At 60.7% G+C, this 23,900-nt stretch carries 18 protein-coding genes; 10 read left to right on the top strand and 8 right to left on the bottom strand.

What is annotated here, in order from left to right:
* Positions 1–51 precede the first annotated feature (51 nt).
* On the bottom strand, positions 52–492 hold the full coding sequence (locus tag T3A99_RS06525; protein WP_047227760.1) for a CBS domain-containing protein: 441 nt from the start codon (positions 490–492) through the stop codon (positions 52–54).
* A gap of 247 nt (positions 493–739) precedes the next feature.
* Between T3A99_RS06525 and T3A99_RS06520 the strand changes: the two genes are divergently transcribed.
* Positions 740–3,103, top strand: coding sequence for a DNA polymerase II (locus T3A99_RS06520; protein ID WP_076384003.1), 2,364 nt, complete (start codon positions 740–742; stop codon positions 3,101–3,103).
* Between the two features lie 144 nt (positions 3,104–3,247).
* On the opposite strand, the gene T3A99_RS06515 is transcribed toward T3A99_RS06520, so the two are convergent.
* Together T3A99_RS06515 and T3A99_RS06510 are read right to left on the bottom strand one after the other, a co-directional pair.
* Entirely contained in the window at positions 3,248–4,069 is an 822-nt protein-coding gene (locus T3A99_RS06515) for an aldo/keto reductase (RefSeq protein ID WP_047227762.1), read from the bottom strand.
* A 108-nt stretch (positions 4,070–4,177) separates the two neighbouring features.
* Positions 4,178–5,329, bottom strand: coding sequence for an aldose epimerase family protein (locus T3A99_RS06510; RefSeq protein WP_322834146.1), 1,152 nt, complete (start codon positions 5,327–5,329; stop codon positions 4,178–4,180).
* Between the two features lie 295 nt (positions 5,330–5,624).
* Between T3A99_RS06510 and T3A99_RS06505 the strand changes: the two genes are divergently transcribed.
* From T3A99_RS06505 to T3A99_RS06495, 3 genes are all read left to right on the top strand, one after another.
* Entirely contained in the window at positions 5,625–6,374 is a 750-nt protein-coding gene (locus T3A99_RS06505; RefSeq protein ID WP_274090980.1) for a hypothetical protein, read from the top strand.
* Positions 6,375–6,476: 102 nt separating this feature from the next.
* Entirely contained in the window at positions 6,477–7,262 is a 786-nt protein-coding gene (locus T3A99_RS06500) for a sulfite exporter TauE/SafE family protein (RefSeq protein ID WP_047227884.1), read from the top strand.
* A gap of 280 nt (positions 7,263–7,542) precedes the next feature.
* Positions 7,543–8,091 carry a DUF4174 domain-containing protein gene (locus T3A99_RS06495; RefSeq protein WP_047227765.1) on the top strand — a complete coding sequence of 183 codons (549 nt, stop codon included), beginning with the start codon at positions 7,543–7,545 and terminating at the stop codon, positions 8,089–8,091.
* A 67-nt stretch (positions 8,092–8,158) separates the two neighbouring features.
* On the opposite strand, the gene ampC is transcribed toward T3A99_RS06495, so the two are convergent.
* Complete coding sequence (gene ampC / locus T3A99_RS06490) at positions 8,159–9,307, bottom strand: class C beta-lactamase (protein WP_047227766.1); 1,149 nt, start codon at positions 9,305–9,307, stop codon at positions 8,159–8,161.
* Positions 9,308–9,559: 252 nt separating this feature from the next.
* Between ampC and T3A99_RS06485 the strand changes: the two genes are divergently transcribed.
* Positions 9,560–10,438, top strand: coding sequence for a Dyp-type peroxidase (locus T3A99_RS06485; RefSeq protein ID WP_139049627.1), 879 nt, complete (start codon positions 9,560–9,562; stop codon positions 10,436–10,438).
* A gap of 90 nt (positions 10,439–10,528) precedes the next feature.
* Positions 10,529–11,275, top strand: coding sequence for an SDR family oxidoreductase (locus T3A99_RS06480; protein ID WP_076384007.1), 747 nt, complete (start codon positions 10,529–10,531; stop codon positions 11,273–11,275).
* 150 nt (positions 11,276–11,425) lie between these two features.
* Here the strand turns inward: T3A99_RS06480 and mapR are convergent, their stop codons facing one another.
* The 3 genes from mapR to T3A99_RS06465 all read right to left on the bottom strand — a co-directional run bounded on the left by mapR (position 11,426) and on the right by T3A99_RS06465 (position 14,897).
* Positions 11,426–12,835, bottom strand: a complete 1,410-nt coding sequence (gene mapR / locus T3A99_RS06475) for a GntR family transcriptional regulator MpaR (RefSeq protein WP_047227769.1) — start codon at positions 12,833–12,835, stop codon at positions 11,426–11,428.
* A 164-nt stretch (positions 12,836–12,999) separates the two neighbouring features.
* On the bottom strand, positions 13,000–14,412 hold the full coding sequence (gene ccoG / locus T3A99_RS06470; protein WP_047227770.1) for a cytochrome c oxidase accessory protein CcoG: 1,413 nt from the start codon (positions 14,410–14,412) through the stop codon (positions 13,000–13,002).
* 248 nt (positions 14,413–14,660) lie between these two features.
* Entirely contained in the window at positions 14,661–14,897 is a 237-nt protein-coding gene (locus T3A99_RS06465) for a DUF3203 family protein (RefSeq protein WP_047227771.1), read from the bottom strand.
* 136 nt (positions 14,898–15,033) lie between these two features.
* Here T3A99_RS06465 and T3A99_RS06460 point away from each other — a divergent pair, with 136 nt between their 5' ends.
* The gene (locus T3A99_RS06460) at positions 15,034–15,534 is read left to right on the top strand and encodes an MgtC/SapB family protein (protein WP_076384010.1); all 501 of its coding nucleotides are present in this window, start codon (positions 15,034–15,036) and stop codon (positions 15,532–15,534) included.
* An 87-nt stretch (positions 15,535–15,621) separates the two neighbouring features.
* On the opposite strand, the gene T3A99_RS06455 is transcribed toward T3A99_RS06460, so the two are convergent.
* Positions 15,622–15,786, bottom strand: a complete 165-nt coding sequence (locus T3A99_RS06455; RefSeq protein WP_171061344.1) for a hypothetical protein — start codon at positions 15,784–15,786, stop codon at positions 15,622–15,624.
* 221 nt (positions 15,787–16,007) lie between these two features.
* Between T3A99_RS06455 and T3A99_RS06450 the strand changes: the two genes are divergently transcribed.
* From T3A99_RS06450 to glgB, 3 genes are all read left to right on the top strand, one after another.
* Positions 16,008–18,008 carry an alpha-1,4-glucan--maltose-1-phosphate maltosyltransferase gene (locus T3A99_RS06450; protein WP_076384011.1) on the top strand — a complete coding sequence of 667 codons (2,001 nt, stop codon included), beginning with the start codon at positions 16,008–16,010 and terminating at the stop codon, positions 18,006–18,008.
* Between the two features lie 189 nt (positions 18,009–18,197).
* Complete coding sequence (treS, locus tag T3A99_RS06445) at positions 18,198–21,542, top strand: maltose alpha-D-glucosyltransferase (RefSeq protein WP_107322631.1); 3,345 nt, start codon at positions 18,198–18,200, stop codon at positions 21,540–21,542.
* Positions 21,543–21,553: 11 nt separating this feature from the next.
* Entirely contained in the window at positions 21,554–23,788 is a 2,235-nt protein-coding gene (gene glgB, locus T3A99_RS06440) for a 1,4-alpha-glucan branching protein GlgB (protein WP_107322632.1), read from the top strand.
* Positions 23,789–23,900: the final 112 nt, after the last annotated feature.

Genomic DNA, 23,900 nt, shown 5'->3' with positions numbered 1-23,900 from the left:
AACTCCTTCAATATAGAAGGAGGTTGGGATTGAGCAACCCGCCCGAACGGGTCATTCGCCGCGAATGTATTGCTCCAGTTGTCGGATCAGGTCCGCCTGCTCGGCAATCGCTTCCTTGACCAGGTCACCAATGGACAGCAGACCGACGAGTTTGCCGTCTTCGACCACCGGCAAATGCCGCAAATGTTTTTCGGTCATGATGCTCAGGCAGGTTTCGACATTCTGGTGGGGGTCTATCGTAATCACGGGTGACACCATGATGTCGCTCACTTTGGTGCCTACTGAGGAGCGGCCATGCAAGACCATTTTGCGCGCGTAGTCGCGCTCACTGATGATCCCCAGTACTTCGCCGTTCTTCACCACCAGCAGGGCACCGACGTTTTTCTCGGCCATGCGCATCAGGGCCTGCAGCACCATGTCGTCCGGTGAAATGGTGTGCACTTGCTGGTTTTTCTCGTCTTTGATCCGGAGCAACTGCGCGACGGTTTTCATGGGGAAGCCTCAGATGTTGTTTTTGCAGGTGGTTTAAGAATCGTAGACCCAACGGCGCAGAGCAAGCGGTAAAGCGGCAGTCAGTCGTCCAAAAACGTCATTGTCGGTGAGTTCACCACCGAAGTGAGGCCATGCACTGTTGGGGCGAGGGATTTATCGCCACTGTGGGGGCAAGCCTTGCTCCCACAGATAAATCCCCTCACCACAGGTAGAATCGTCGCTTACGCAAAAAATCGAGGTTGCAGCGGTGGATCTACAGCAGGGCTTCGTCCTGACCCGGCATTGGCGCGATACCCCGGCCGGCACCGAAGTCGAATTCTGGCTGGCGACCGACACCGGCCCCCGGCGCGTGCGCTTGCCGGTGCAGCCGTCGGTGGCATTCGTGCCACAGATTCAGCGCGGTCAGGTCGAAGCCTTGCTGCAAGGGGAGAAGGACGTTGAATTGCGACCCCTGGACCTGCTGGATTTCGAGCATCGACCGGTGCTGGGCCTGTATTGCCGGCAACATGCCCAACTGATGCGCCTGGACACCACCTTGCGCCGTGCCGGCGTGGAGGTGTTCGAAGCTGACATCCGTCCACCGGAACGCTACCTGATGGAGCGTTTCATCACCGCGCCGGTCTGGTTCGGTGGCACAAAGGCCGCTGAGGGCCTGCTGCTGGACGCCCAGATGAAACCGGCGCCCGAGTATCGTCCGCCTTTGCGTCTGGTGTCCCTGGACATCGAAACCACCGCCCAGGGCGATTTGTACTCCATTGCCCTTGAAGGCTGCGGCGAGCGTCAGGTGTATATGCTCGGCCCGCCCAATGGCGACGATACTGCCGTGGATTTCCAGCTCGAATATTGTGAATCGCGCACTTTGCTGCTGAAGAAACTCAACGATTGGTTCGCCCGTTTCGACCCTGACGCGATCATTGGCTGGAACCTGGTGCAGTTCGATTTGCGCGTGCTGCATGAGCACGCCCGGCGCCTGGCCGTGCCGCTACGCCTGGGGCGAGGCGGGGAGGAGATGCAGTGGCGCGAGCATGGCGCGCGCAACAATCACTTTTTCGCCTCGGCGGCAGGCCGGCTGATCATCGACGGCATTGAGTCGCTGCGTTCGGCGACCTGGAGTTTCCCTTCGTTCAGCCTGGAAAATGTCGCCCAGACGTTGTTGGGAGAGGGTAAGTCCATCGACAACCCGTACCAGCGCATGGACGAGATCAATCGCATGTTTGCCGAGGACAAACCGGCCCTGGCCCGTTACAACCTCAAGGACTGTGAGCTGGTGACGCGGATCTTCGCCAAGACCGAGCTGCTCAAGTTCCTGCTGGAGCGGGCCAGTGTCACCGGTCTGCCGGCGGACCGCAGCGGTGGTTCGGTGGCGGCCTTCACACACTTGTACATGCCACTGATGCACCGCCAGGGTTTCGTCGCGCCGAACCTTGGCCAGCGCCCGCCCGAGGCCAGCCCGGGTGGTTTTGTCATGGATTCCCAGCCGGGGCTCTACGAGTCGGTGCTGGTGCTGGACTACAAGAGCCTGTATCCGTCGATCATCCGCACCTTCCTGATCGACCCGGTAGGCCTGATCGAAGGCCTGCGCCACCCGGACGAAAGCCAGTCGGTGCCAGGTTTTCGCGGGGCACGTTTCTCCCGCACGCGGCATTGCCTGCCGGCCATTGTGGCGCGGGTAGCCGAAGGCCGGGAAACCGCCAAGCGGGAACACAATGCACCGCTGTCCCAGGCATTGAAAATCATCATGAACGCCTTCTATGGCGTACTCGGTTCCAGTGGCTGTCGTTTCTTCGATCCGCGGCTGGCGTCCTCCATCACCCTGCGCGGTCACCAGATCATGCAGCGCACCCGGCAGTTGGTCGAAGCCCGGGGGCATGTGGTGATTTACGGTGATACCGATTCCACGTTCGTCTGGCTGCGCCGGGCCCACGGCCAGGAAGAGGCGGCGTCCATCGGCCAGGAGCTGGTGGCATACGTCAATCAGTGGTGGCGCGAACACGTGCGTGATGAGTTCGGGCTGGAGAGCGCACTGGAGTTGCAGTTCGAAACCCATTTCAAACGTTTTCTGATGCCCACCATTCGTGGCGCGGAAGAGGGCAGCAAGAAGCGCTATGCCGGGTTGGTAACCCGCGCCGACGGCAGCGACGAGATCGTCTACAAGGGCCTGGAAACCGTGCGCACCGACTGGTCGCCGCTGGCCCGGCAGTTCCAGCAGGAGCTGTATGGACGGATCTTCCACCGCAAGCCTTACCAGGATTATGTGCGCGATTATGTGCACCAGACCCTGGCCGGAGCGTTCGATGATCGGCTGGTCTATCGCAAGCGCTTGCGCCGGCCTCTGGAAGACTACGAACGCAACGTACCGCCGCACGTGCGCGCCGCGCGGCTGGCTGACGAGTTCAACCAGCGCCAGGGCCGTGCGCGGCAATACCAGAACGGCGGGTGGATCAGCTACGTGATCACTGTCGCCGGCCCTGAGCCGCTGGAAACCCGCAGCGCGCCGATCGATTACGACCATTACGTGACCAAACAGCTGCAACCGGTGGCGGACGCGATTCTGCCGTTTGTGGATGACGATTTCTCGACCCTGGTGGGGGGCCAGATGGGCTTGTTCTGACGGATGCGCCAGTGTTGCGGGCGGGAGGCTTTTGTGGCGAGGGCGCTTGCTTCCGCTGGGTTGCGCAGCAACCGCCAGAAGCGGCCGCTACGCGCCCCAGCGGGAGCAAGCTCCCTCGCCACAAAAGCGCTTTGCTCGTGAGAACTAGACCATCGCCAAGCGCTGCTTGCCTTCGGGCTGCGGGAATATCAAATCCAGCGCCGCCAGATCCTGGGGTGCGAGCTTCAGGTTGGCCGCTTCGGCGTTCAAGCGCACATGTTCGCTCTGAACGGCTTTGGGAATGGCAATGACATTGTCCTGACGCAACAGCCAGGCCAGGGCAATCTGCGCTGGGGTTGCGCCATGGCGTTCGGCGATCTGGCCCAGGGTGTGGTCCTTGAGCAGTTGCCCGCCCTGGCCGACCGGGCAGTAAGCCATGACTGGCATGCGCTGCTGTTGGCACCAGGGCAGCAGGTCGAATTCGATGCCACGCTCCTGCAGGTTGTACAGCACCTGGTTGGTGGCGCAGGCCGGTGAAGCCAGTTCTTCAAGGTCCGCGACATCGAAGTTCGACACGCCCCAGCGGCCGATCTTGCCTTCTTCGCGCAGGCGTTCGAACGCTTCGACGGTTTCTTCCAGCGGGTATTGCCCGCGCCAATGCAGCAGATAGAGATCGATGTAATCGGTGTCCAGTCGGCGCAAACTGCGTTCGCAGGCAAGCGCAATGCCTTTGCGGCTGGCATTGTGGGGATACACCTTGCTCACCAGGAAAACCTGGTCCCGCAGGCCGGTGATCGCTTCCCCAACGACCTCTTCGGCGCCGCCCTCGGCGTACATCTCCGCCGTGTCGATCAGCGTCATGCCCAATTCAATGCCCAAGCGCAGGGCCGCCACTTCCTTCTTGTGAAGCGACGCTTCTTCACCCATGCGCCAGGTGCCCTGGCCAATCACCGGTACGGCCTCGCCAGCCAGTTCCAGAGTCCTCATGTCTACCTCCTGTTTGCAGAACATCAGACGTGTGGCAGCAGGATAGACCAGGTGTTCAAGGTTGATCGTCCCCTCCGCCGTGGGAACGATCTTTTCGAAGGGCAGGATTTATTGCGCGGAGAACTTCAACACCATGGTCTGGGTGTAGGTCTGGCCGGGGTCAAGCCGGGTCGACGGGAAGTTCGGCTGGTTTGGCGAGTCGGGGTAGTGTTGGGTTTCCAGAGTGAACGCGCCCCAATGCGGATAGACCTTGCCGTGCTTGCCCTTGACCGTGCCGTCGAGGAAGTTGCTGGTATAGAACTGCAAGCCAGGCTCGGTGGTGTAGAGCTCCAAGCGCCGTCCGGACTGTGGGTCGTAGACATCAGCGGCCAGTTTGCTCACGTCACCCTTGGCGTCAAGCGCCCAGTTGAAATCGAAACCGCCCTGTTTGGGTTCGGCGAATTTGAGCTGCGGGTGATCGGCCTTGATATGGGTGCCGATGGCGGTGGGCTTGGTGAAGTCCATCGGCGTACCGGCCACGGGGGCCAACTCACCGGTGGGGATAAGCTTGTCGGTCACCGGGGTGTAATGGGCGGCATGCAGGGTCGCGACCTGTTTGAGTATGTCGCCGTTACCGGCACCGGCGAGGTTGAAATAGCTGTGGTTGGTCAGGTTCAGCACCGTGGGTTTGTCGGTGGTGGCCTGGTACTCGATACGTAATTCGTTCTGTTCATTGAGGCTGTAGGTGACATCTGTTTTCAGTGCGCCTGGGAAACCCATCTCGCCATCCGCCGACAGGTAGGTCAGGGTCACGCCCACCGAGTCCTTGCCGTCATGGGGTTCGGCCTTCCAGACGCGCTTGTCGAAACCTTGCGGTCCGCCGTGCAGGGAGTTGCTCTTGTCGTTCTGCGGCACCTGGTAGCGCTTGCCGTCCAACTCGAATGCGCCGCCAGCCAGGCGATTGCCGAAGCGGCCAATGGTTGCGCCGAAATACACATTGCCGTTCTTCTGGTAACCCTGCACATCGTCGAAGCCCAGCACAACATCGGCGGCCATACCGTTCTTGTCCGGCACGATCAGTGACTGGAGGATTCCGCCGTACGTGATGACAGTAGCCTCCATGCCGTGGCTGTTGCGCAGGACGAATTTTTCCACCGCGGTACCGTCGCTGGTCTTGCCGAACGCTGCGCGTTCATTGCTCAGGCCGGCGGCCTGGGATGCAGAGGTGGCGATCATCAGAGACACTCCGAGAGCCGTGAGCAGATGTCTGGATTCAAGCATGGTGTGACCTTCCTTCCTGTCTTGTTGTTGTTTGGAACGCGGGTCGAGTCCGGTGTTTAGTCGGACAGCGATGAAGGTATATTCGGTTAGTAGTCTTTCTATTTGAAAGGCTAGAAGGGATATATAGCCATTAATCGCGATTAATCAATTAAAAAGTCATACTAATTGAGCGGGGCGGATCTTTCCCATCTGTGTGGTTTTCCCTCGTCCATCGCACTTTTACGTTTTTTGCCGCTCTATCCATGGCCAGGAAGCGGCGACCCCCACCGCCTCCCCAAGCCCAGACCGAGACTCGATGGCCGGTGTTTTTCATTTCGTGATGGTGTCGCGACGTCGCTGTTCAGCGCTGTTGGCCGGCGTGTTGATGTTGCTTGGCGGCGGTTGCAGTCATCAGCAGGGGCAAGACATGATCACGCAGTTCAGCAACACCAGGCCTCAGGAACTGCTGCAGACCAGCGTTGACCGCATGGCCACACTGGCGATGCATGACAACCTGCAAAGCCTCTATCTGCTGATGAACAAGCTTTATCTGCGCAACCCCGAAGAGTTGCGCAAGTCCGGATTTCTCGACGCCCGTGCCGCGGAAAAGCAGGTGCGCCTGGCCATCGAGCAGCAACAGCCGTTACCGACCCTTGGCGGCAAGAAGGACCTGGCCGCCCTGAGCTATGCCATGAGCCCTGAGTTCCTGGGGGATCGGGTGGGGGCGTTCATCTACGCCATTGGCAGCATGCTGGTCACGGCCCATGGCAATCGTCTCGAGTTCTACATGACCGACGCGATCGACCCGCGCTTTGTCAGCAACGCGGCGCGCAACATCGAAAAAGCCACTTGGATACTCAGCCAACGACTGGACAAAGACGGCAAACCGCTGCTGTTTTCCAATGAGATTTCGGAGGAGGGCAGCAATCTCAGCTTTGCCGTGGAGTTTGGAAAAATCGTTGCGCGCCTGGACCTGCTGACCCAAATGCTGGACGAGCGCTACCGGCGGATCGGTCTGAACTATGCCCAGAGCCTGCTCTTTCTTAACTTCCTGCCGGTTCAGTAATGTCAGAGGAAAAGGGAATAAAGATAGATCACATTGGTATAGGTGGTTATAAGAAAAATCGCTATGCTCGCGACCAGATTTTATTTCATGCGGTCGCGCTTAATGGATTTCGGTAATGTCGGTTTAGTCATAGCGGGCTTGGTTGTCGGTTTTATCGTCGGGATGACCGGCGTGGGCGGCGGTTCGCTGATGACCCCCATTCTGTTGTGGTTTGGTATCAACCCTGCAACCGCAGTGGGTACCGATCTGCTGTACGCGGCGATTACCAAGTCCGGCGGTGTATTGGTTCACGCCAAGAACCGCAACATCGATTGGGCCATCACCGGCTGGCTGACCTTGGGCAGTGTGCCGGCGGTAGGATTGACGCTGTGGTTTCTGAGCAGTCTGCACAGTTCGCCCGACGCCATGAACGCGATCATCAAGCAAGCGCTGGGTTTTGTGCTGTTCGCCACCGCCCTGGCGATTCTGTTCAAGAAACGCCTCCTGCAATTTGCCCATGATCGTGCGGGCGGCCACTACAATCCCACCGGCTCGCGGCTCAATGTACTCACCGTCGTCACTGGCCTGATATTGGGCGTCATGGTCGCACTGACCTCCATTGGCGCTGGCGCACTGGGCACTGTCGCACTGTTCATTCTCTATCCATTCCTGGTCACCAAGCGCCTGGTGGGCACTGAAATCGCCCACGCCGTACCGCTGACCCTGGTCGCTGGCCTGGGCCACGCCAGCATGGGCAACATGGACTGGCACATCCTGGGTTACCTGCTGGTCGGCTCGTTGCCGGGCATCTACCTGGGCAGTCACTTGTCGGGCCGCATTTCCGATGAGGTGCTGCGCCCATGCCTGGCAGTGATGCTGGCGATGATCGGGTTCAAGTTGGCGTTCTAACTAACCTGCGCACCAATCAATGTGGGAGCGAGCCTGCTCGCGATGAGGCCGGTACAGCAGAACATCTGCTGGATTGACTGTGCGCCATCGCGAGCAGGCTCGCTCCCACATAAGTTGTGCCCGACTCCTGTCACGAAATTGTTCCTCTCCCACGCCACGGTTGCGCAATGACCCCTCTGGCCTAAGCTTCAAGGCAGGCAGGCGCGGTATTGGGCGACTGTCGCGGAACAATCGCCGCCATGCGCAATCAGTACAGCGTAGATATCAAAAGGAGAGGCGCATGCTCATTCGGTCGTTGACCTTCGCTACCTTGTTGGCCATTGCAGGTCCCTTGTTCGCCGCGGATGGCGACTCACCCTTGGCCGCGGACAAGGGCAAATCCCGCCCCTTGATTGTCATCGCGCCGAGCACCGTCGATCCTGCATGGGTCAGCCTGAAAAAAGCATTGGAGGAACCGGCCGGCAAACAGGGTTTTTCCGAGCGCAACCTGGTGCTTTACACCGTGCTCAACACGATGGGGCAGCGCGATGGCAAAGACCTGGACCCGCAAAGCACCATGGCGCTGATCCGGTCACTCAGGTTGGGGGCCGGTGCCCAGACCAAGATCATCCTGGTGGGCAAGGACGGAGAAAAGAAGCTTGAGCACTCGGGAGCGATTGAGCTGAAAGACATCTTCGACACCGTCGATAAACTGCCTCCAGCAGAAAAGGAAGCGGCGGCGCCAGCCCCGACTCCCGCGCCTGAAGCTGCGCCGGCCCAGGAAGGCAAGGGTGCCAAGGCAGGCAAGACGGGCAAACCGATGACTGCGCCGAAGCCGCTGGAGGATTGATCGGGCAGGCGATGAACTCCCTTTGTGGCGAGGGAGCAAGCTTCCTCGCCACAGTAATTTGCGTAGCCTATTGTTTCTCCAGCGCCGTCAGGATCTTGTGCGCGGCCTTCACCCGTTCCTCGATCGGGTAGTTTTTGTTTGCCAGCATCACGATCCCCATATCCTTTCCAGGAACGAACGCCGCATAGGCACCAAAGCCACCGGTCGAGCCAGTCTTGTTGATCCAGCTGTCGGCCGGCGCAGGCAGGGGTGGGTTGAGCGGCTCCACTTTTTGTGGCATCAGGGCCATCTGCGGTGCATTGCCGGCCAATAGCGCGTCAAGCGTGACGGGGTAGGGGTAGAACTCCCAACCCAACCCCTGGGTCATGCCATTGGCCTTGTAGAACCCGGTATGCGTCGTGGCGATGGCCTGTCGCAGATCGGCGTCCAGCTTTTCAGGCCGCAGGTTAGCCTCGATGAAGCGGATCAGGTCCGATGAACTGGTTTTCACGCCATAGGCCTCGGCGTCCAGCGCTCCCGGTCCGACCCGCACTGGCTTGCCGTCCTTCGCGTAGCCTTGGGCGTAACGGCTCAATTGATCCTTGGGCACCCGTACATAACTGTGCTTGAGGCCTAATCCCGGCATCAGTGTCTGTTCCATCACCTCATCGAACGGTCGTTCCAGGCTGCGGGCCGCCAGGTAGCCGAACAGGCCGATGCTCGGGTTTGAATAGAGCCGCTGGGTACCGGCCGGATAGAGTGGTTTCCAGGTCTTGTAGTAACTGAACATCCGGTCCGGATGGTCCGCTTCGCCAGGAAACTGCAACGGCAGGCCGCCCGGCGTGTAGGTGGCAAGGTTGAGCAGGCTGATGCCTTGCAGGGCGCTGCCGCTCAGCTCGGGGGCGAAGCGACCGGCCGGGTCCGACAGCGACAGCTTGCCTTGGGCCTGGGCGTAGGCGCCGAGGGTGGCGGTGAAGGTCTTGCTGACCGAGCCGATTTCGAACAGCGTCTGGTCGGTCACTGCCTGCTTCGTGTCCTTGGAGGCCACCCCGTAATTGAAGTAATGACGTTCACCGTTGTGAGTGATTGCCACGGCCATGCCGGCGATGTCCTGTTGTTTCATCAAGGGCTGGATCACGGCATTGACGGTGTCTTCAACGCGCTCCTGGGCAAAGCCCGTTGTCGTGCCGCAGGCGATGAAAAAAGCGCCCGTAAGTATCGATTTGGCAATGTGCATGTCTGACCGTTCTCCATGAGTCCTGAGGGTGCCAGCCGCTCTGCCAGCAGCTTTGGGGGCACCCAATCTAGGGAGTTTTCCGATGTCCGGCAATCGGGATCCTTGCAGTTCGAACCGGGTTCCGAGTCATCTGACCGGGTTGCAAGAGACTTCCTACGAAAATCTTTAGCGTCCTGGCCTTCGACAGCCCATGGCAAACCACACAAACCACTGGTCGCCGGGTAAACTTGCGCTCTTTCTAAAGGAGTCCACATGAGCTACTACCAGCCCGGCATTCTCGCCACCCCTGTTCCGCCTCAGGCCCGTCACTTGTTTTTTGCCCTGGAATCGGTCGAGGCGCTGCCGGCTGCGATCGATAAGCTTTTGTTGCAAGTCGATGATCGAGTAGTGATCGGCCTGGGCGAGTCGCTGGTCCAGGCGCTGGGTGCGCAGGTCGAAGGCCTGCGGGCGTTTCCGGCCCTGGCCGGCGTGGGCGTGGACAACCCTTCGACCCAGCACGCGCTGTGGTGCTGGCTACACGGCGAAGACCGTGGCGAGCTGCTGCACCGCAGCCGTGCCATCGAGGCCGCTCTGGCCCCGGCGTTGCGCCTGGTGCAGATGAACGAAACTTTCCGTCATATGACCGGCCATGACCTGACCGGTTATGAAGACGGCACTGAGAACCCTCACGATGAAGCGGCCATCGCCGCTGCCCTGGCTCAAGGTGTCGATGGAGTGCGCGGTGGCAGTTTTGCGGCGATCCAGCAGTGGCAACACGATCTGGATGGTTTCGCCGCCATGCAACCCCATGAGCGCGACAACATCATGGGCCGGCGCCTGAGCGACAACGAGGAAATCGACGATGCCCCGGAGTCGGCCCACGTCAAACGCACCGCCCAGGAAAGCTTCGCCCCGGAGGCCTTCGTCGTACGCCGTTCCATGCCGTGGATTGAAGGGGATCGTGCAGGCCTGATGTTCCTGGCGTTCGGTTTCTCCCTCGACGCTTTCGAGGCTCAACTGCGGCGCATGAGCGGCCTGGAGGACGGTATCACCGACGGCCTGTATCGCATGAGCCGGCCGATCACGGGGGGCTACTACTGGTGCCCGCCGTTGCTGGATGGACGTCTGGATCTGCGGGCTTTGGCTCGCTGAGCCAAGCGCAAGCACAACGGCTTGTGCAAAAGCGCAGCGTGAACGCTATTCTTGGGCCGGACGTCTATCCGTGCAATGGGGAGAGCAAACGTGGATAAGGTCATCGTTATCACCGGTGGCGGCCGCGGGATCGGGGCGGCCACGGCGCTGTTGGCTGCCGACCTGGGCTATCGGATCTGCATCAATTACCAGTCCGATGAAGGCGCCGCGCAGGATGTGCTCGGACAGGTCCGGGCCAAGGGCGCCCAGGCGATTGCCGTGCGGGCGGATGTCAGCATCGAAGACGAAGTGGTCGCGCTGTTCGACCGTGTGGACGCTGAGTTGGGTCGCGTCACCGCTTTGGTGAACAACGCCGGCACGGTCGCCCACAAGTCCCGACTCGACGAAATGTCCGAGTTCCGCATTCTCAAGATCATGAAGACCAACGTGCTGGGGCCAATCCTCTGCGCCAAGCACGCGGTGCTGCGCATGTCGCCCAGGCATGGCGGGCAAGGTGGCAGTATTGTGAACGTCTCCTCGGTGGCCGCCCGCCTGGGCGCGCCGGGCGAGTATGTCGACTACGCGGCCTCCAAAGGCGCGCTGGACACGTTCACCATTGGCCTGTCCAAGGAAGTCGCTGGAGAAGGTATCCGCGTCAATGCGGTTCGCCCAGGTTATATCTACACCGATTTTCATGCCCTCAGCGGCGACCCGGACCGGGTCAGCAAGCTGGAGTCGGCAATCCCCATGGCCCGTGGCGGCCGTCCCGATGAAGTGGCTGAAGCGATTATCTGGTTGCTGTCGGACAAGGCTTCGTATGCGACCGGGACGTTTGTGGATTTGGGGGGCGGGCGCTGAGCTTTGAAATGTAAGTTGTCGGTTCTGCCGCCATCGCGAGCAGGCTCGCTCCCACATGAGATCTGCTGAGTAGCTGAGAGATTCGTCTCGCCGCAAACCCACTGTGGGAGCGAGCCTGCTCGCGATGGGGCAATAACAGACAACCCCATATCAAAACGACCGAATAATCCGCCCCAACGTCTCCATGGCCTTCTCTGACACTTCGGTCCACGGGCTGCCGTAGTTCAAACGGATGCAATTGCCGAAACGCCGGGTCGGTGAAAAGATCGGCCCAGGAGCGATGCTGATGCCTTGGGCCAAGGCCATCTGGAACAGTTTCAGCGAGTCCATCTGCTCCGGCAGTTCCAGCCACAGGAAATACCCACCCGCCGGCTGGCTGACGCGGGTCTGTGCGGGGAAGTAGCGGGCGATGGCGGCGAGCATGGCGCTTTGCTGTTCTTCCAGGGCGTAGCGCAGTTTGCGCAGATGACGATCATAACCACCGTGTTGCAGGTAATCGGCGATGGCCGCCTGGGCCGGCATCGAGGCGCACAGTGACGTCATGAGTTTGAGCCGTTCGATCTTCTGAGCGTAACGCCCGGCGGCGACCCAGCCGATGCGATAGCCCGGCGCCAGGCTCTTGGCGAACGAACCGCAATGCATCACCAACCCTTCGGTGTCGAACGCCTTGGCCGGCTTGGGTGCCTGCTGGCCGTAATAGAGTTCTGCGTACACGTCGTCCTCGATCAGCGGCACCTGATGACGGCGTAACAACTCCACCAACGCCTGTTTTCTTTCCTCGGGCATGGTCGCGCCCATGGGGTTCTGGAAACTGGTCATGCACCAGCATGCTTTGATCGGGTGGCGCTCCAGCGTCTGCTCCAATACATCCAGATCGATGCCGTCGCGTGGGTGTACCGGAATTTCCACTGCCTTGAGCTTGAGCCGCTCCAGCACTTGCAGGCTGGCGTAGAACGCCGGCGCCTCGATGGCCACCAGGTCGCCGGGCTCGGTGACGGCTTGCAGGCACAGGTTCAAGGCTTCCAGGGCGCCATTGGTGACCAGCAGTTCTTCCATGGGCAGCATCAGCCCGCCGACCATGTAGCGCAGGGCGATCTGTCGGCGCAATTGCGGATTGCCCGGCGACATGTCCGTGACCACCATTCGGGGGTCCATATCCCGCGTTGCGCTGGACAGCGAGCGGGACAGTCGTTGCAGGGGAAACAGGGTCGGGCTGGGGAACGCCGAGCCGAACGGTACGGTGGCTGGATCCTTGATCGAGTCCAGCACCGAAAACACCAACTCGCTGACGTCGACTTCGGTGCTGTCGTGCACCTGGGTGCTGATCACCGGCTCGGCGAACGGATTCGGTGTATGGGCGTTGACGAAGTAGCCGGAGCGCGGACGAGCCCGGATCAGGCCACGACGCTCCAGCAGGTAGTAGGCCTGGAACACCGTGGACGGGCTGACGCCGTAGGTCTGGCTGGCATAACGCACCGATGGCACACGCTGCCCTGGGCCCAGCACGCCGGAGCGGATCAGCTCAGCGATGTCGTCGGCGAATTTCTCGTAGCGTTTCATAGCGGGCCCGCTCTTGAACAATTCAGGGGGTAACGCACGGCTTGCGCAGTTACCTGTGGGAGCGAGCCTGCTCGCGATGGGGCCGGTACATTCAATGTTGATATTGTTTGACCGTCCGCCATCGCGAGCAGGCTCGCTCCCACAAAGGTTCGGCATCTTAAGCCTCAACGATTTATCGGCGCCACAAAGCGGCTCGTGGCCTCACTGAAAGTCCCAGGCTCGTCACTGTCGGCCACCTTGAAGACCATTTCCCGGGAGCCGCTACGGGGCCGTTCGCTGAGCATTGCCACCGACACCGGTACGTCGAGGATTTCCCCCGGCGCCAGGCTCAGTTGCGTTTTGCCCTGCAGGACAAAACCTTCGGCGTCCGCCAGGGACAGCTGATAATCCTGGCGCTGCTGGGTCTTGTTGATGATTTTCAGGCTGTAGATGTTCTCGATCTGGCCCAGGCTGTTTTCGCGGAACAGCCCACGGTCCTTGGTCACGTCCAGCGACACCATGGGGCGTTCTGCCAGCGCCACGGCCAAGGCCCCGATCATCACCAGCAGCACGGCGGTATAGCCAATCAACCGCGGTCGCAGCAGGCGAGTCCGGCCACCTTGCAACTGATGTTCAGAGGTGTACTTGATCAGGCCACGGGCATAACCCATCTTGTCCATGATCGAATCGCAGGCATCGATGCAGGCGGCGCACCCGATGCACTCCATTTGCAGGCCGTCGCGAATGTCGATGCCGGTGGGACAGACCTGCACGCACATCTGGCAATCGATGCAATCGCCCAAACCCACATTGGCCGGGTTCACTTCGCGCTTGCGCGGGCCCCGGATTTCGCCACGTGCGGTGTCATAGGAAATGGTCAGGGTGTCTTTATCGAACATCACGCTCTGAAACCGTGCATAGGGGCACATGTGCATGCACACCGCTTCACGCAGCCAGCCGGCGTTGAGGTAGGTGGCGCCGGTAAAGAACAGCACCCAGAACAGACTGACACCGGCCATTTGCAGGGTCAGAAGTTCTTCGGCCAGCGGGCGGATCGGCGTGAAATAACCGACAAAGGTCAAGCCGGTGAGCAGGCTGATTGCCAGCCACAACGTATGTTTGGCTGAGCGACGCAGCAGCTTGTTCAAGGTCCAGGGCGCCGCCTGCAGCTTGATCCGCTGGTGCCGTTCGCCTTCGGTGATTTTTTCGCACCACATGAAGATCCAGGTCCAGGAACTCTGCGGGCAGGTGTAGCCGCACCACACCCGACCGGCAAATACGGTGATCGCGAACAGGCCGAAGGCGGCGATGATCAGCAGTGCCGACAGCAGGATGAAATCCTGGGGCCAGAAGGTCGCGCCAAAAATGTGGAATTTGCTTTCGGCGAGGTCCCAGAGCACCGCTTGGCGGTCGCCCCAGTTCAGCCACACCGTACCGAAAAACAGCAGGAACAGCAGCCCTGCACCGCTGATGCGCAAAGTGCGGAACAAACCGGTGAAGCTGCGGGTGTGGATCAGGTTATCGGTGGTCCGGGCCTTTATCTTCGTCGGCGCGGGTTCGAAGTGCTGTATCAACTGGACGGGGATTCTTTCGCTCATGGTCGGTCGCTCCTCAGCCTGTAACTGGCCGGCGCACTATGACCATCGAACTGTTTTCATAACAGACTCAGGTATCTCGATAAAAACCGGATCAGATGCCGTGAGGCCCTGGCCCTGCGACACTTTGATGCATCCAGATCAGGCGAACAGATCTCGTTGGCGAAGACCGCCGTGGGAGCAAGGCTTGCTCCCACGCAGCCTCTCTGCACAGAGGACGATTTTCTCTTCAATCAAAGGGACAAAGGGATTCAGATCACCGAATCGCTATCAGTCGCCTTGAGGTTCTTACGCCCATCGACCGCCCCGGCCACGGTCAGGGCATCGGCTTGCGCCTCGGTGATGTACACCCGGCCACCGTTGAGATCCACCGCCGACATGGCTTTTTCCGCATCAGTGATAACGGTCAACTCGCTGGCGGGTCGCTGTTCGTTGAACTCTTCGGTGTCGAAGGTGCAGATGTGGTTGCTATCGATATTGAAACTCATGGTTAGGTTTCCTTCTGGATGTCCTGAACGTTAGGCGTCGGCCCGCAGCCGCGGTTCGTTGCGTCTGATCAGCGGTCGAGCGCACCTCTGGCCTGGCTTGCGGTCCATCGTTTATCGACCGGAAAGAGGACCGTTCATGGACGCCTGGTGGCATGAAGTCTGGATAACCCTGCAATCGGAATTCGCCGATATCACCGATGCGCAGCAGATGACGCGGGTAACCGTACGCCTGCTGATGGCTGCGTTGTTGGGCGGCATCCTGGGTTTTGAGCGTGAACACAAGGGCAAGGCCGCCGGGGTCCGGACCCATATGCTGGTGGCCTTGGGGGCGGCGCTGTTTGTGCTGGTGCCGCAGATGTCCGGCTCCGAGGCTGACGCCATGAGCCGTGTGGTGCAGGGTGTTATCGCCGGCATCGGTTTCCTGGGCGCGGGCACTATCCTCAAGGGCAACGATAGTGACGAAAGCCATGTAAAAGGCCTGACCACCGCCGCCGGCCTGTGGATGACCGCCGCCATCGGTGTCGCCGCCGGGCTGGGGCGCGAGTCCACGGCAGTGCTCAGTACGGTATTGGCGCTGGCGATCTTCAGCGTAATGCCGCTGATTGTCCGGGCGCTGGAGAAGGAGGAAAAGCCGTGACCGCGATCTTCAGCCAGAACACATAATCCTGTGTGGAGCGAGCAAGCCCGCTCCCACAGGTTTTTTGTTATCCACTAGGCTGTTGGTTCAAACCCGCTCCGGCGGCGCCTCGCTCGGCGGGTCGCCCAGAGGAGGCTGGGGATCAAGCGGCGGGTCTTTTTCCGGGATCGGTTCCGGCTCGGGGCCGGGTGGCGGCAGGGTGGGGTCGTCAATGTTGGGGTCGGGTGTTTCAGCCGGGATGGGAATATTCATCAGGACGGGTCTCCGTGACGCACATGGCTTGAGTCGTGCTTAACCTTGTTGACCACCCTGCGCCTGGTTTGATCCCGCTGCCATCGGGGCAAATCACTCTGAACTTTTAACCGTCGGTTCGGTTCGGAGTTTAAGTGAGTTTTTTCAGGGATCCATCCTTTCAAGGACTACTGGGCCTTTACCGCCACAACGTCCATGGGGCGTAAAAGGAGCGATGCTCGATGACTGCTGAACAACACCCGACTGACCTGTCGTACAACCCGCATTTGCCATTGTCCCAGGCCCTGTTACTGCCGCGTATTGCCATTGAAAGCACCATGCCGGTCATCGAAGGCGGGCAATTCGCCGCCAAGGCCGTGGCCGGGCAGGACGTGACGGTGACCAGCAAAGTCTTCGCCGACGGTCATGACAAATTGGCCGTGCATATCCTTTGGCGCGCGCTGAAGGATGAGTCGTGGAACAGCGCGGTCATGACCGAGCTGGGCAATAACGGCTGGCTAGGCCAGTTCAATGTGCCCGAGCAGGGCTTCTATGTGTTCCGCATCGAGGCCTGGATCGACCAGTTCGCCAGTTTCCGCTACGAGCTGGAGAAAAAATTCGCGGCCGGCGTGCCCATCAGCCTGGAATTGCAGGAAGGACGCAATCAGGTGCAGATGGCGGCCGAGCGCAGCGAAGGTGAGCTGAGGGAGCAATTGACCGCGTTGCACCATGAGCTTTCCGGCCTGTTGCCAGCTGAGCAGGTGGCATTGTTCCTGGCACCCCGCAGTGCCGGTCTCATGTCCCAGGCCGATCATCGCCCCTATTTGAGTATCAGCCCGCAATACCCTCTGGACGTCGAACGCAAGTTGGCCGAGTTCGCCAGTTGGTACGAGCTTTTTCCCCGCTCGATCACCGATGATCCCAAGCGTCATGGCACCTTCAATGACGTGCATTCGCGTCTGGCGGTGATCCAGGACATGGGGTTCGATGTGCTGTACTTCCCGCCGATCCACCCCATCGGTCGCAGCTTTCGCAAGGGCCCGAACAACTCCCTCACCGCCGGTCCCGACGATCCGGGCAGCCCTTATGCCATCGGGAGCGAGGAGGGCGGTCACGAAGCGATTCACCCGCAGTTGGGCTCGCGCGAGGATTTTCGGCGTCTGGTGGCCGCGGCGGCCGACCATGGCCTGGAGATTGCCCTGGACTTTGCTATCCAGTGTTCCCAGGACCACCCGTGGCTCAAGCAGCATCCGGGCTGGTTCAGCTGGCGGCCGGACGGCACGATCAAATATGCGGAAAACCCGCCGAAGAAATACCAGGACATCGTCAACGTCGATTTCTACGCCGCGGATGCGATTCCCAGCCTGTGGCTGGAGCTGCGGGACGTGGTGGTGGGGTGGGTCAATGAAGGCGTGAAGATCTTCCGTGTCGACAATCCCCACACCAAGCCGTTGCCGTTCTGGCAGTGGTTGATTGCCGATGTGCGGGCCCAGCACCCTGAAGTGATGTTCCTCGCCGAAGCCTTCACCACGCCGGCCATGATGGCGCGCCTGGGCAAGGTCGGTTATTCCCAGAGCTACACCTATTTCACCTGGCGCAATACCAAGACCGAACTGGCGACGTATTTCACCGAGCTCAACGAATCTCCGTTACGCGAGTGCTACCGGCCGAACTTTTTCGTCAACACGCCGGACATCAACCCGGCGTTTCTCCATGAGTCGGGGCGCGCCGGGTTTCTGATCCGCGCGGCCCTGGCGACCATGGGCTCGGGCCTGTGGGGCATGTACTCGGGGTTTGAATTGTGCGAATCGGCGCCAGTGCCGGGCAAGGAGGAATACCTCGACTCGGAGAAGTATGAGATCCGCCCCCGGGACTTCACCGCGCCGGGCAACATCATTGCCGAAATCGCCCAGCTCAATCGCATCCGCCGGCAAAACCCGGCGCTGCATACGCACTTGGGCCTGACGATCTACAACGCCTGGAACGACAACATCCTGTACTTCGGCAAACGCACCGCCGATGGCAGCAATTTCATTCTGGTGGCAGTGAGTCTCGACCCGCATACCCCGCAGGAAGCCAATTTCGAGTTGCCGCTGTGGGAGATGGGGCTGCCGGACGATGCCCAGACCCAAGGCGAGGATTTGATGAGCGGGCATCGTTGGACGTGGTATGGCAAGTACCAGTTCATGCGTATCGACCCGGCCTACCAACCGTTCGGGATATGGCGGATCAGCGTGGCGTAAGGCTGTGGGAGCAAGGCTTGCCCGCGATGAAGTTGACGCGCTCTTCAGGGGAATCGAGGCGCCTGTATCGCGAGCAAGCTTTGCTCCCACAAAGTGAGGATAAATCCCCTCGCCACAAAAGGCCCCACGACACAAAAAGACCTTACAAGCCTGTTTCAGCGGCTTTACAGAATTTCTCAGGAGTTGCAAATGGCGAAGAAACCCCGGTCTGCCACCTTTATCAAAGACCCGCTCTGGTACAAGGACGCGGTGATTTATCAGGTCCACGTCAAATCCTATTTCGATTCCAATAACGACGGGATCGGTGACTTTCCCGGATTGATCGAAAAGCTCGACTACATCGCCGATCTGGGCGTCAACACGATCTGGCTGCTGCCGTTCTATCCTTCGCCCAGGCGCGATGATGGCTACGACATCGCCGAGTACCGAGGTGTCAGCCCCGACTACGGCACCATGGCCGATGCGCGGCGTTTCATCGCCGAAGCCCACAAGCGTAATCTGCGGGTGATCACCGAGCTGGTCATCAACCACACCTCCGACCAGCATCCATGGTTCCAGCGCGCGCGCAAAGCCAAGCCGGGTTCGAAGGCGCGGGATTTCTACGTCTGGTCCGACGACGACCACAAGTACGATGGCACGCGGATCATTTTCCTCGACACCGAGAAATCCAACTGGACCTGGGATCCGGTAGCCGGCCAATACTTCTGGCACCGTTTCTACTCCCACCAGCCGGACCTCAACTTCGATAACCCCCAAGTGATCAAAGCCGTACTGTCGGTGATGCGCTACTGGCTGGACATGGGCATCGACGGCCTGCGCCTGGATGCGATCCCGTACCTGATCGAGCGCGACGGCACCAACAACGAGAACCTGCCCGAGACCCACGACGTCCTCAAGCAGATCCGTGCCGAGATCGATGCCAATTACCCCGACCGTATGCTGTTGGCCGAGGCCAACCAGTGGCCGGAAGACACCCAGCTGTACTTCGGCGATGTCGACGCCCAGGGTTTGAACGGTGACGAATGCCACATGGCGTTCCATTTCCCGCTGATGCCGCGCATGTACATGGCGCTGGCCCAGGAAGACCGCTTCCCCATCACCGACATTCTCCGCCAGACCCCGGAAATTCCGGCCAATTGCCAGTGGGCGATTTTCCTGCGCAACCACGATGAGTTGACCCTGGAGATGGTCACCGACAAGGAGCGCGACTACCTGTGGAATTACTACGCGGCCGACCGTCGGGCGCGGATTAACCTGGGGATCCGCCGACGTCTGGCGCCGCTGATGGAGCGCGACCGCCGCCGTGTCGAGTTGCTCAACAGCCTGCTGCTGTCGATGCCCGGCACGCCGACCTTGTACTACGGCGATGAAATCGGCATGGGCGACAACATCTACCTGGGCGACCGCGACGGCGTGCGCACGCCGATGCAGTGGTCGATCGACCGCAACGGTGGTTTCTCCCGCGCCGACCCGGCCAGCCTGGTACTGCCGCCGATCATGGACCCGCAATACGGTTACCAGTCGGTCAACGTCGAGACCCAGGCCGGCGATCCTCATTCATTGCTGAACTGGACCCGGCGGATGCTGGCGGTGCGCAAGCAGTCCAAGGCCTTTGGCCGTGGCACGCTGAAGATGCTCTCGCCAAGCAACCGCCGGATCCTGGCTTATACCCGCGAATACACCGGCCCCGATGGCAAGCACGAAATCATCCTGTGCGTGGCCAACGTGTCCCGTAGCGCCCAGGCCGCCGAACTGGACCTGTCGGCCTATGCCGGGATGGTCCCGGTGGAAATGCTGGGGGGCAATGCCTTCCCGCCCATCGGCCAACTGAATTTCCTGCTGACCCTGCCGCCGTATGGGTTCTACTGGTTTGCCCTGGCAACAGAAAACCAGATGCCGAGCTGGCATGTGGAGCCGGCCCAGAGCTTGCCGGACTTCACCACCCTGGTGCTGAAGAAACGCCTGGAAGAACTGCTTGAAGCACCGTCGCGCACCACGCTGGAGCAGACTATCCTGCCGAGTTGGCTGCAAAATCGTCGCTGGTTTGCCGGCAAAGACAGCGCGATCGAGAAGGTCAATATTGTCTATGGCGTGCGTTTCGGCGATCCGCAGCACCCGGTGCTGCTCAGCGAAATCGACGTCACCAGCGCCGGCCAGACACTGCGTTACCAACTGCCATTCGGACTGCTGGCCGAAGACCAGGTGGGCGCGGCGTTGCCGCAGCAATTGGCGCTGTCTCGGGTTCGCCGGGTCCGTCAGGTCGGTTTGATCACCGATGCGTTCAGCCTGGAAAGTTTCGTGCGGGCGGTTCTGCAAAGCATGCAGGCCAATACGGTGCTGCCTTGCAGCGAGGGCGAGCTGCGGTTTGAACCCACCGAAGGCCTGGCCCCATTGAACCTGGGAGACGAGCCGGAGGTGCGTTACCTGTCCGCCGAGCAGTCCAACAGTTCGGTGGTGGTGGGCGGCAGTCTGGTGCTCAAACTGATCCGCAAAGTGGCGTCGGGCGTACACCCGGAGCTGGAAATGAGTGCCTACCTGACAGCCGCAGGTTTCAGCAATATTTCGCCGCTGCTCGGTTCGGTGATTCGCCGTGACACCGAGGGCGAAGATGCGCTGCTGATGATCGCCCAAGGCTACTTGAGCAATCAGGGCGACGCCTGGGAATGGACCCAGAACAACCTCGAACGCGCCCTGCGTGATGAGCTGGCCGATGCCGTGTCCGAGCAGGAACAGCACTACAACGCCTTGGGCGAACTCAAGGACTTCGCCGGCATGCTCGGCCAGCGCCTGGGGGAAATGCACGAGGTACTGGCTCAGGCCACCGATAACCCGGACTTCGCGCCCCAGGCCACCAACGCCAAGGAGGCCCAGGCCATCGGCAAGGATGTGGCCGCGCAGGTTGAGAACGCCTTGCGCCTGCTCAAGCAGAACCAGGGCCAATTGAACCCGGCGGACCAGGCCTTGGTCGCCCGCTTGCTGGAACACAAGAAGACCGTTCTGGCGCACATCCAGGAACTGGCCGGCAAGGCTGTCGGTGGCTTGCGCATCCGCGTCCACGGCGACCTGCACCTGGGGCAGGTACTGGTGATCAAGGGCGACGCCTACCTGATCGACTTCGAGGGCGAGCCGGCACGACCACTGCATGAGCGCCGCGGCAAGCACAGCCCGTACAAGGACGTCAGCGGCGTGCTGCGCTCCTTCGATTACGCAGCCGCCATGGCGATCCACCTGAACACCGTCGACAGCACCGCCGACGCCGACGCGGCACGGCAACGGGTGGCTGATCGTTATTTGAAAGAGGCCCGTCAGGCATTTGTTGAGGCATATCGGCTGGCGGCAGCTAGTCTTGCCCATGAGTGGAAGGATGCTGAAGGCGAAGACGCCGCACTGGCGTTGTTCGGCCTGGAGAAGGCGGCCTATGAAGTGGCCTATGAAGCCGAGAATCGCCCCGCCTGGCTGCCCGTGCCATTGCACGGTCTGTACGGGTTATTGAGCGGGCTGAAACCCTTTTCCGACTTAGCCGGACCGATTTAGTGGAGAGAATCATGAGTGTCTCGAACAAAGAACCACAGGGGCAGGCCAAAGAGTCGTTACTGCCGTCCCCCCATGACATCGACGCGCTGGTGCGCGCAGAACATCAGGACCCGTTTTCCATCCTTGGTCCCCACGGCGATGGTGCCGGCGGGCAGTTCATCCGGGCGTACCTGCCCGGCGCCTTGAGCGTGCAAGTGTTGGCCCGCGATGGCGACGAAGTCCTGGGCGATTTGCAGCTCAGCGAAACCCCGGGGCTGTTTGTCGGCCATTTCGACCGCGCCCAACCCTACCTGTTGCGCACCCGCTGGGCCGGCGGTGAGCAGGTGGCCGAAGACCCCTACAGCTTCGGGCCACTGCTGGGGGAAATGGACCTATATCTGTTTGCCGAAGGCAATCATCGCGACCTCAGTTCCTGTCTGGGGGCGCAGTTGACCACTGTCGATGGCGTCGACGGCGTGCGCTTTGCCGTATGGGCACCGAATGCGCGACGAGTCTCGGTGGTGGGCGATTTCAACGTCTGGGACGGGCGCCGGCATCCAATGCGCATCCGTTATCCGTCCGGGGTGTGGGAGTTGTTCATCCCGCGGCTTGGCGCGGGCGAGGGTTACAAATATGAAATCCTCGGCGCCCACGGCATTTTGCCGCTCAAGGCTGACCCGGTGGCGCTGGCCACTCAAATGCCGCCGGATACCGCTTCCAAGGTCGCCGCGCCGCTGAAAATCGAGTGGCAGGATGGGCAATGGATGCAAGATCGTCGCGAGCGGCAGTTGCCTGGCGCACCGCTGTCGATCTACGAATTGCACGCCGGCTCCTGGCAGTGCGAAATCGACGAGGCGGGAGAAGTTGCCCGGCAATACACCTGGCACGAAATGGCCGAACGCCTGATTCCGTACGTCAAGGACCTGGGGTTCACCCACATCGAGCTGATGCCGATCATGGAGCATCCGTTCGGGGGGTCCTGGGGTTACCAGCCGCTTTCACAGTTTGCCCCGACGGCGCGTTTCGGCTCGCCGGACGATTTCGCGGCGTTCGTCAATGCCTGTCACCAGGCCGACATCGGCGTGATTCTCGATTGGGTGCCGGCGCATTTCCCCACCGATACCCACGGTCTGGCCCAGTTCGACGGCACCGCGCTGTACGAATACGGCAACCCGCTGGAAGGCTTTCACCAGGATTGGGACACCCTGATCTACAACCTGGGACGCACCGAAGTCCATGGTTTCATGCTCGCTTCGGCGCTGCATTGGCTGAAGCACTTCCACATCGACGGCCTGCGTGTGGATGCCGTCGCCTCGATGTTGTATCGCGACTATTCACGCAAGGCCGGCGAATGGGTGCCCAATCGCCACGGTGGACGGGAGAACCTGGAAGCCATCGACTTCCTGCGGCACCTCAATGACGTGGTGGCGCTGGAAACCCCCGGTGCGTTGGTTATCGCCGAAGAGTCCACCGCCTGGCCCGGCGTCAGTCAGAGCACGCAACAGGGCGGCCTGGGTTTCGCCTATAAGTGGAACATGGGCTGGATGCACGATTCGCTGCATTACATCCAGCAGGACCCGGTGTACCGCGCCCACCATCACAACGAACTGAGTTTCGGCCTGATGTACGCGTGGTCCGAGCGCTTTGTCCTGCCGATTTCCCATGACGAAGTGGTGCATGGCAAACGCTCGCTGATCGACAAGATGCCGGGCGATCGCTGGCAGAAATTCGCCAACTTGCGGGCCTATCTGAGTTTCATGTGGGGCCATCCCGGCAAGAAGCTTCTGTTCATGGGCTGCGAGTTCGGCCAATGGCGCGAGTGGAACCACGACCAGCAGCTGGACTGGTACCTGTTGCAATACCCGGAGCACCGTGGGGTGCAGAAGCTGGTGAGCGACCTGAACCGTCTCTATCGCGAAGAGCCGGCGCTGCACGATCAGGACGACGCGCCTCAGGGGTTCCAGTGGCTGATTGGTGATGATGCGGTGAACAGCGTCTACGCCTGGTTGCGTTGGAGCAAGGAAGGTCGACCGGTGCTGGTGGTTGCCAACTTCACGCCCGTGCCGCGCGCGGCATACCGCATCGGCGTGCCGTTTGCCGGGCGCTGGGTGGAATTGCTCAACAGTGACGCCGACACCTATGCCGGTTCCAACTACGGCAACAGCGGTGGTGCCTTCACCGAAGAAGTGCCCAGCCATGGCCAGGCGCTGTCGCTGGAACTCAACTTGCCGCCATTGGCGGTGTTGATTCTGCGGCCGGAGGGTTAGGAGCAGCTCCTATCATGCACTAACCCTGTGGGAGCGAGCCTGCTCGCGATGCGGTTGCGATGTTGGATGTGCCGCCTTCATCGCGAGCAGGCTCGCTCCCACCTGGATAGGT

Source organism: Pseudomonas sp. N-137 (assembly GCF_034555295.1).
GTDB classification, from domain to species: Bacteria; Pseudomonadota; Gammaproteobacteria; order Pseudomonadales; family Pseudomonadaceae; genus Aquipseudomonas; species Aquipseudomonas rhizophila.
This window is presented reverse-complemented; position numbering and strand designations above follow the sequence as displayed.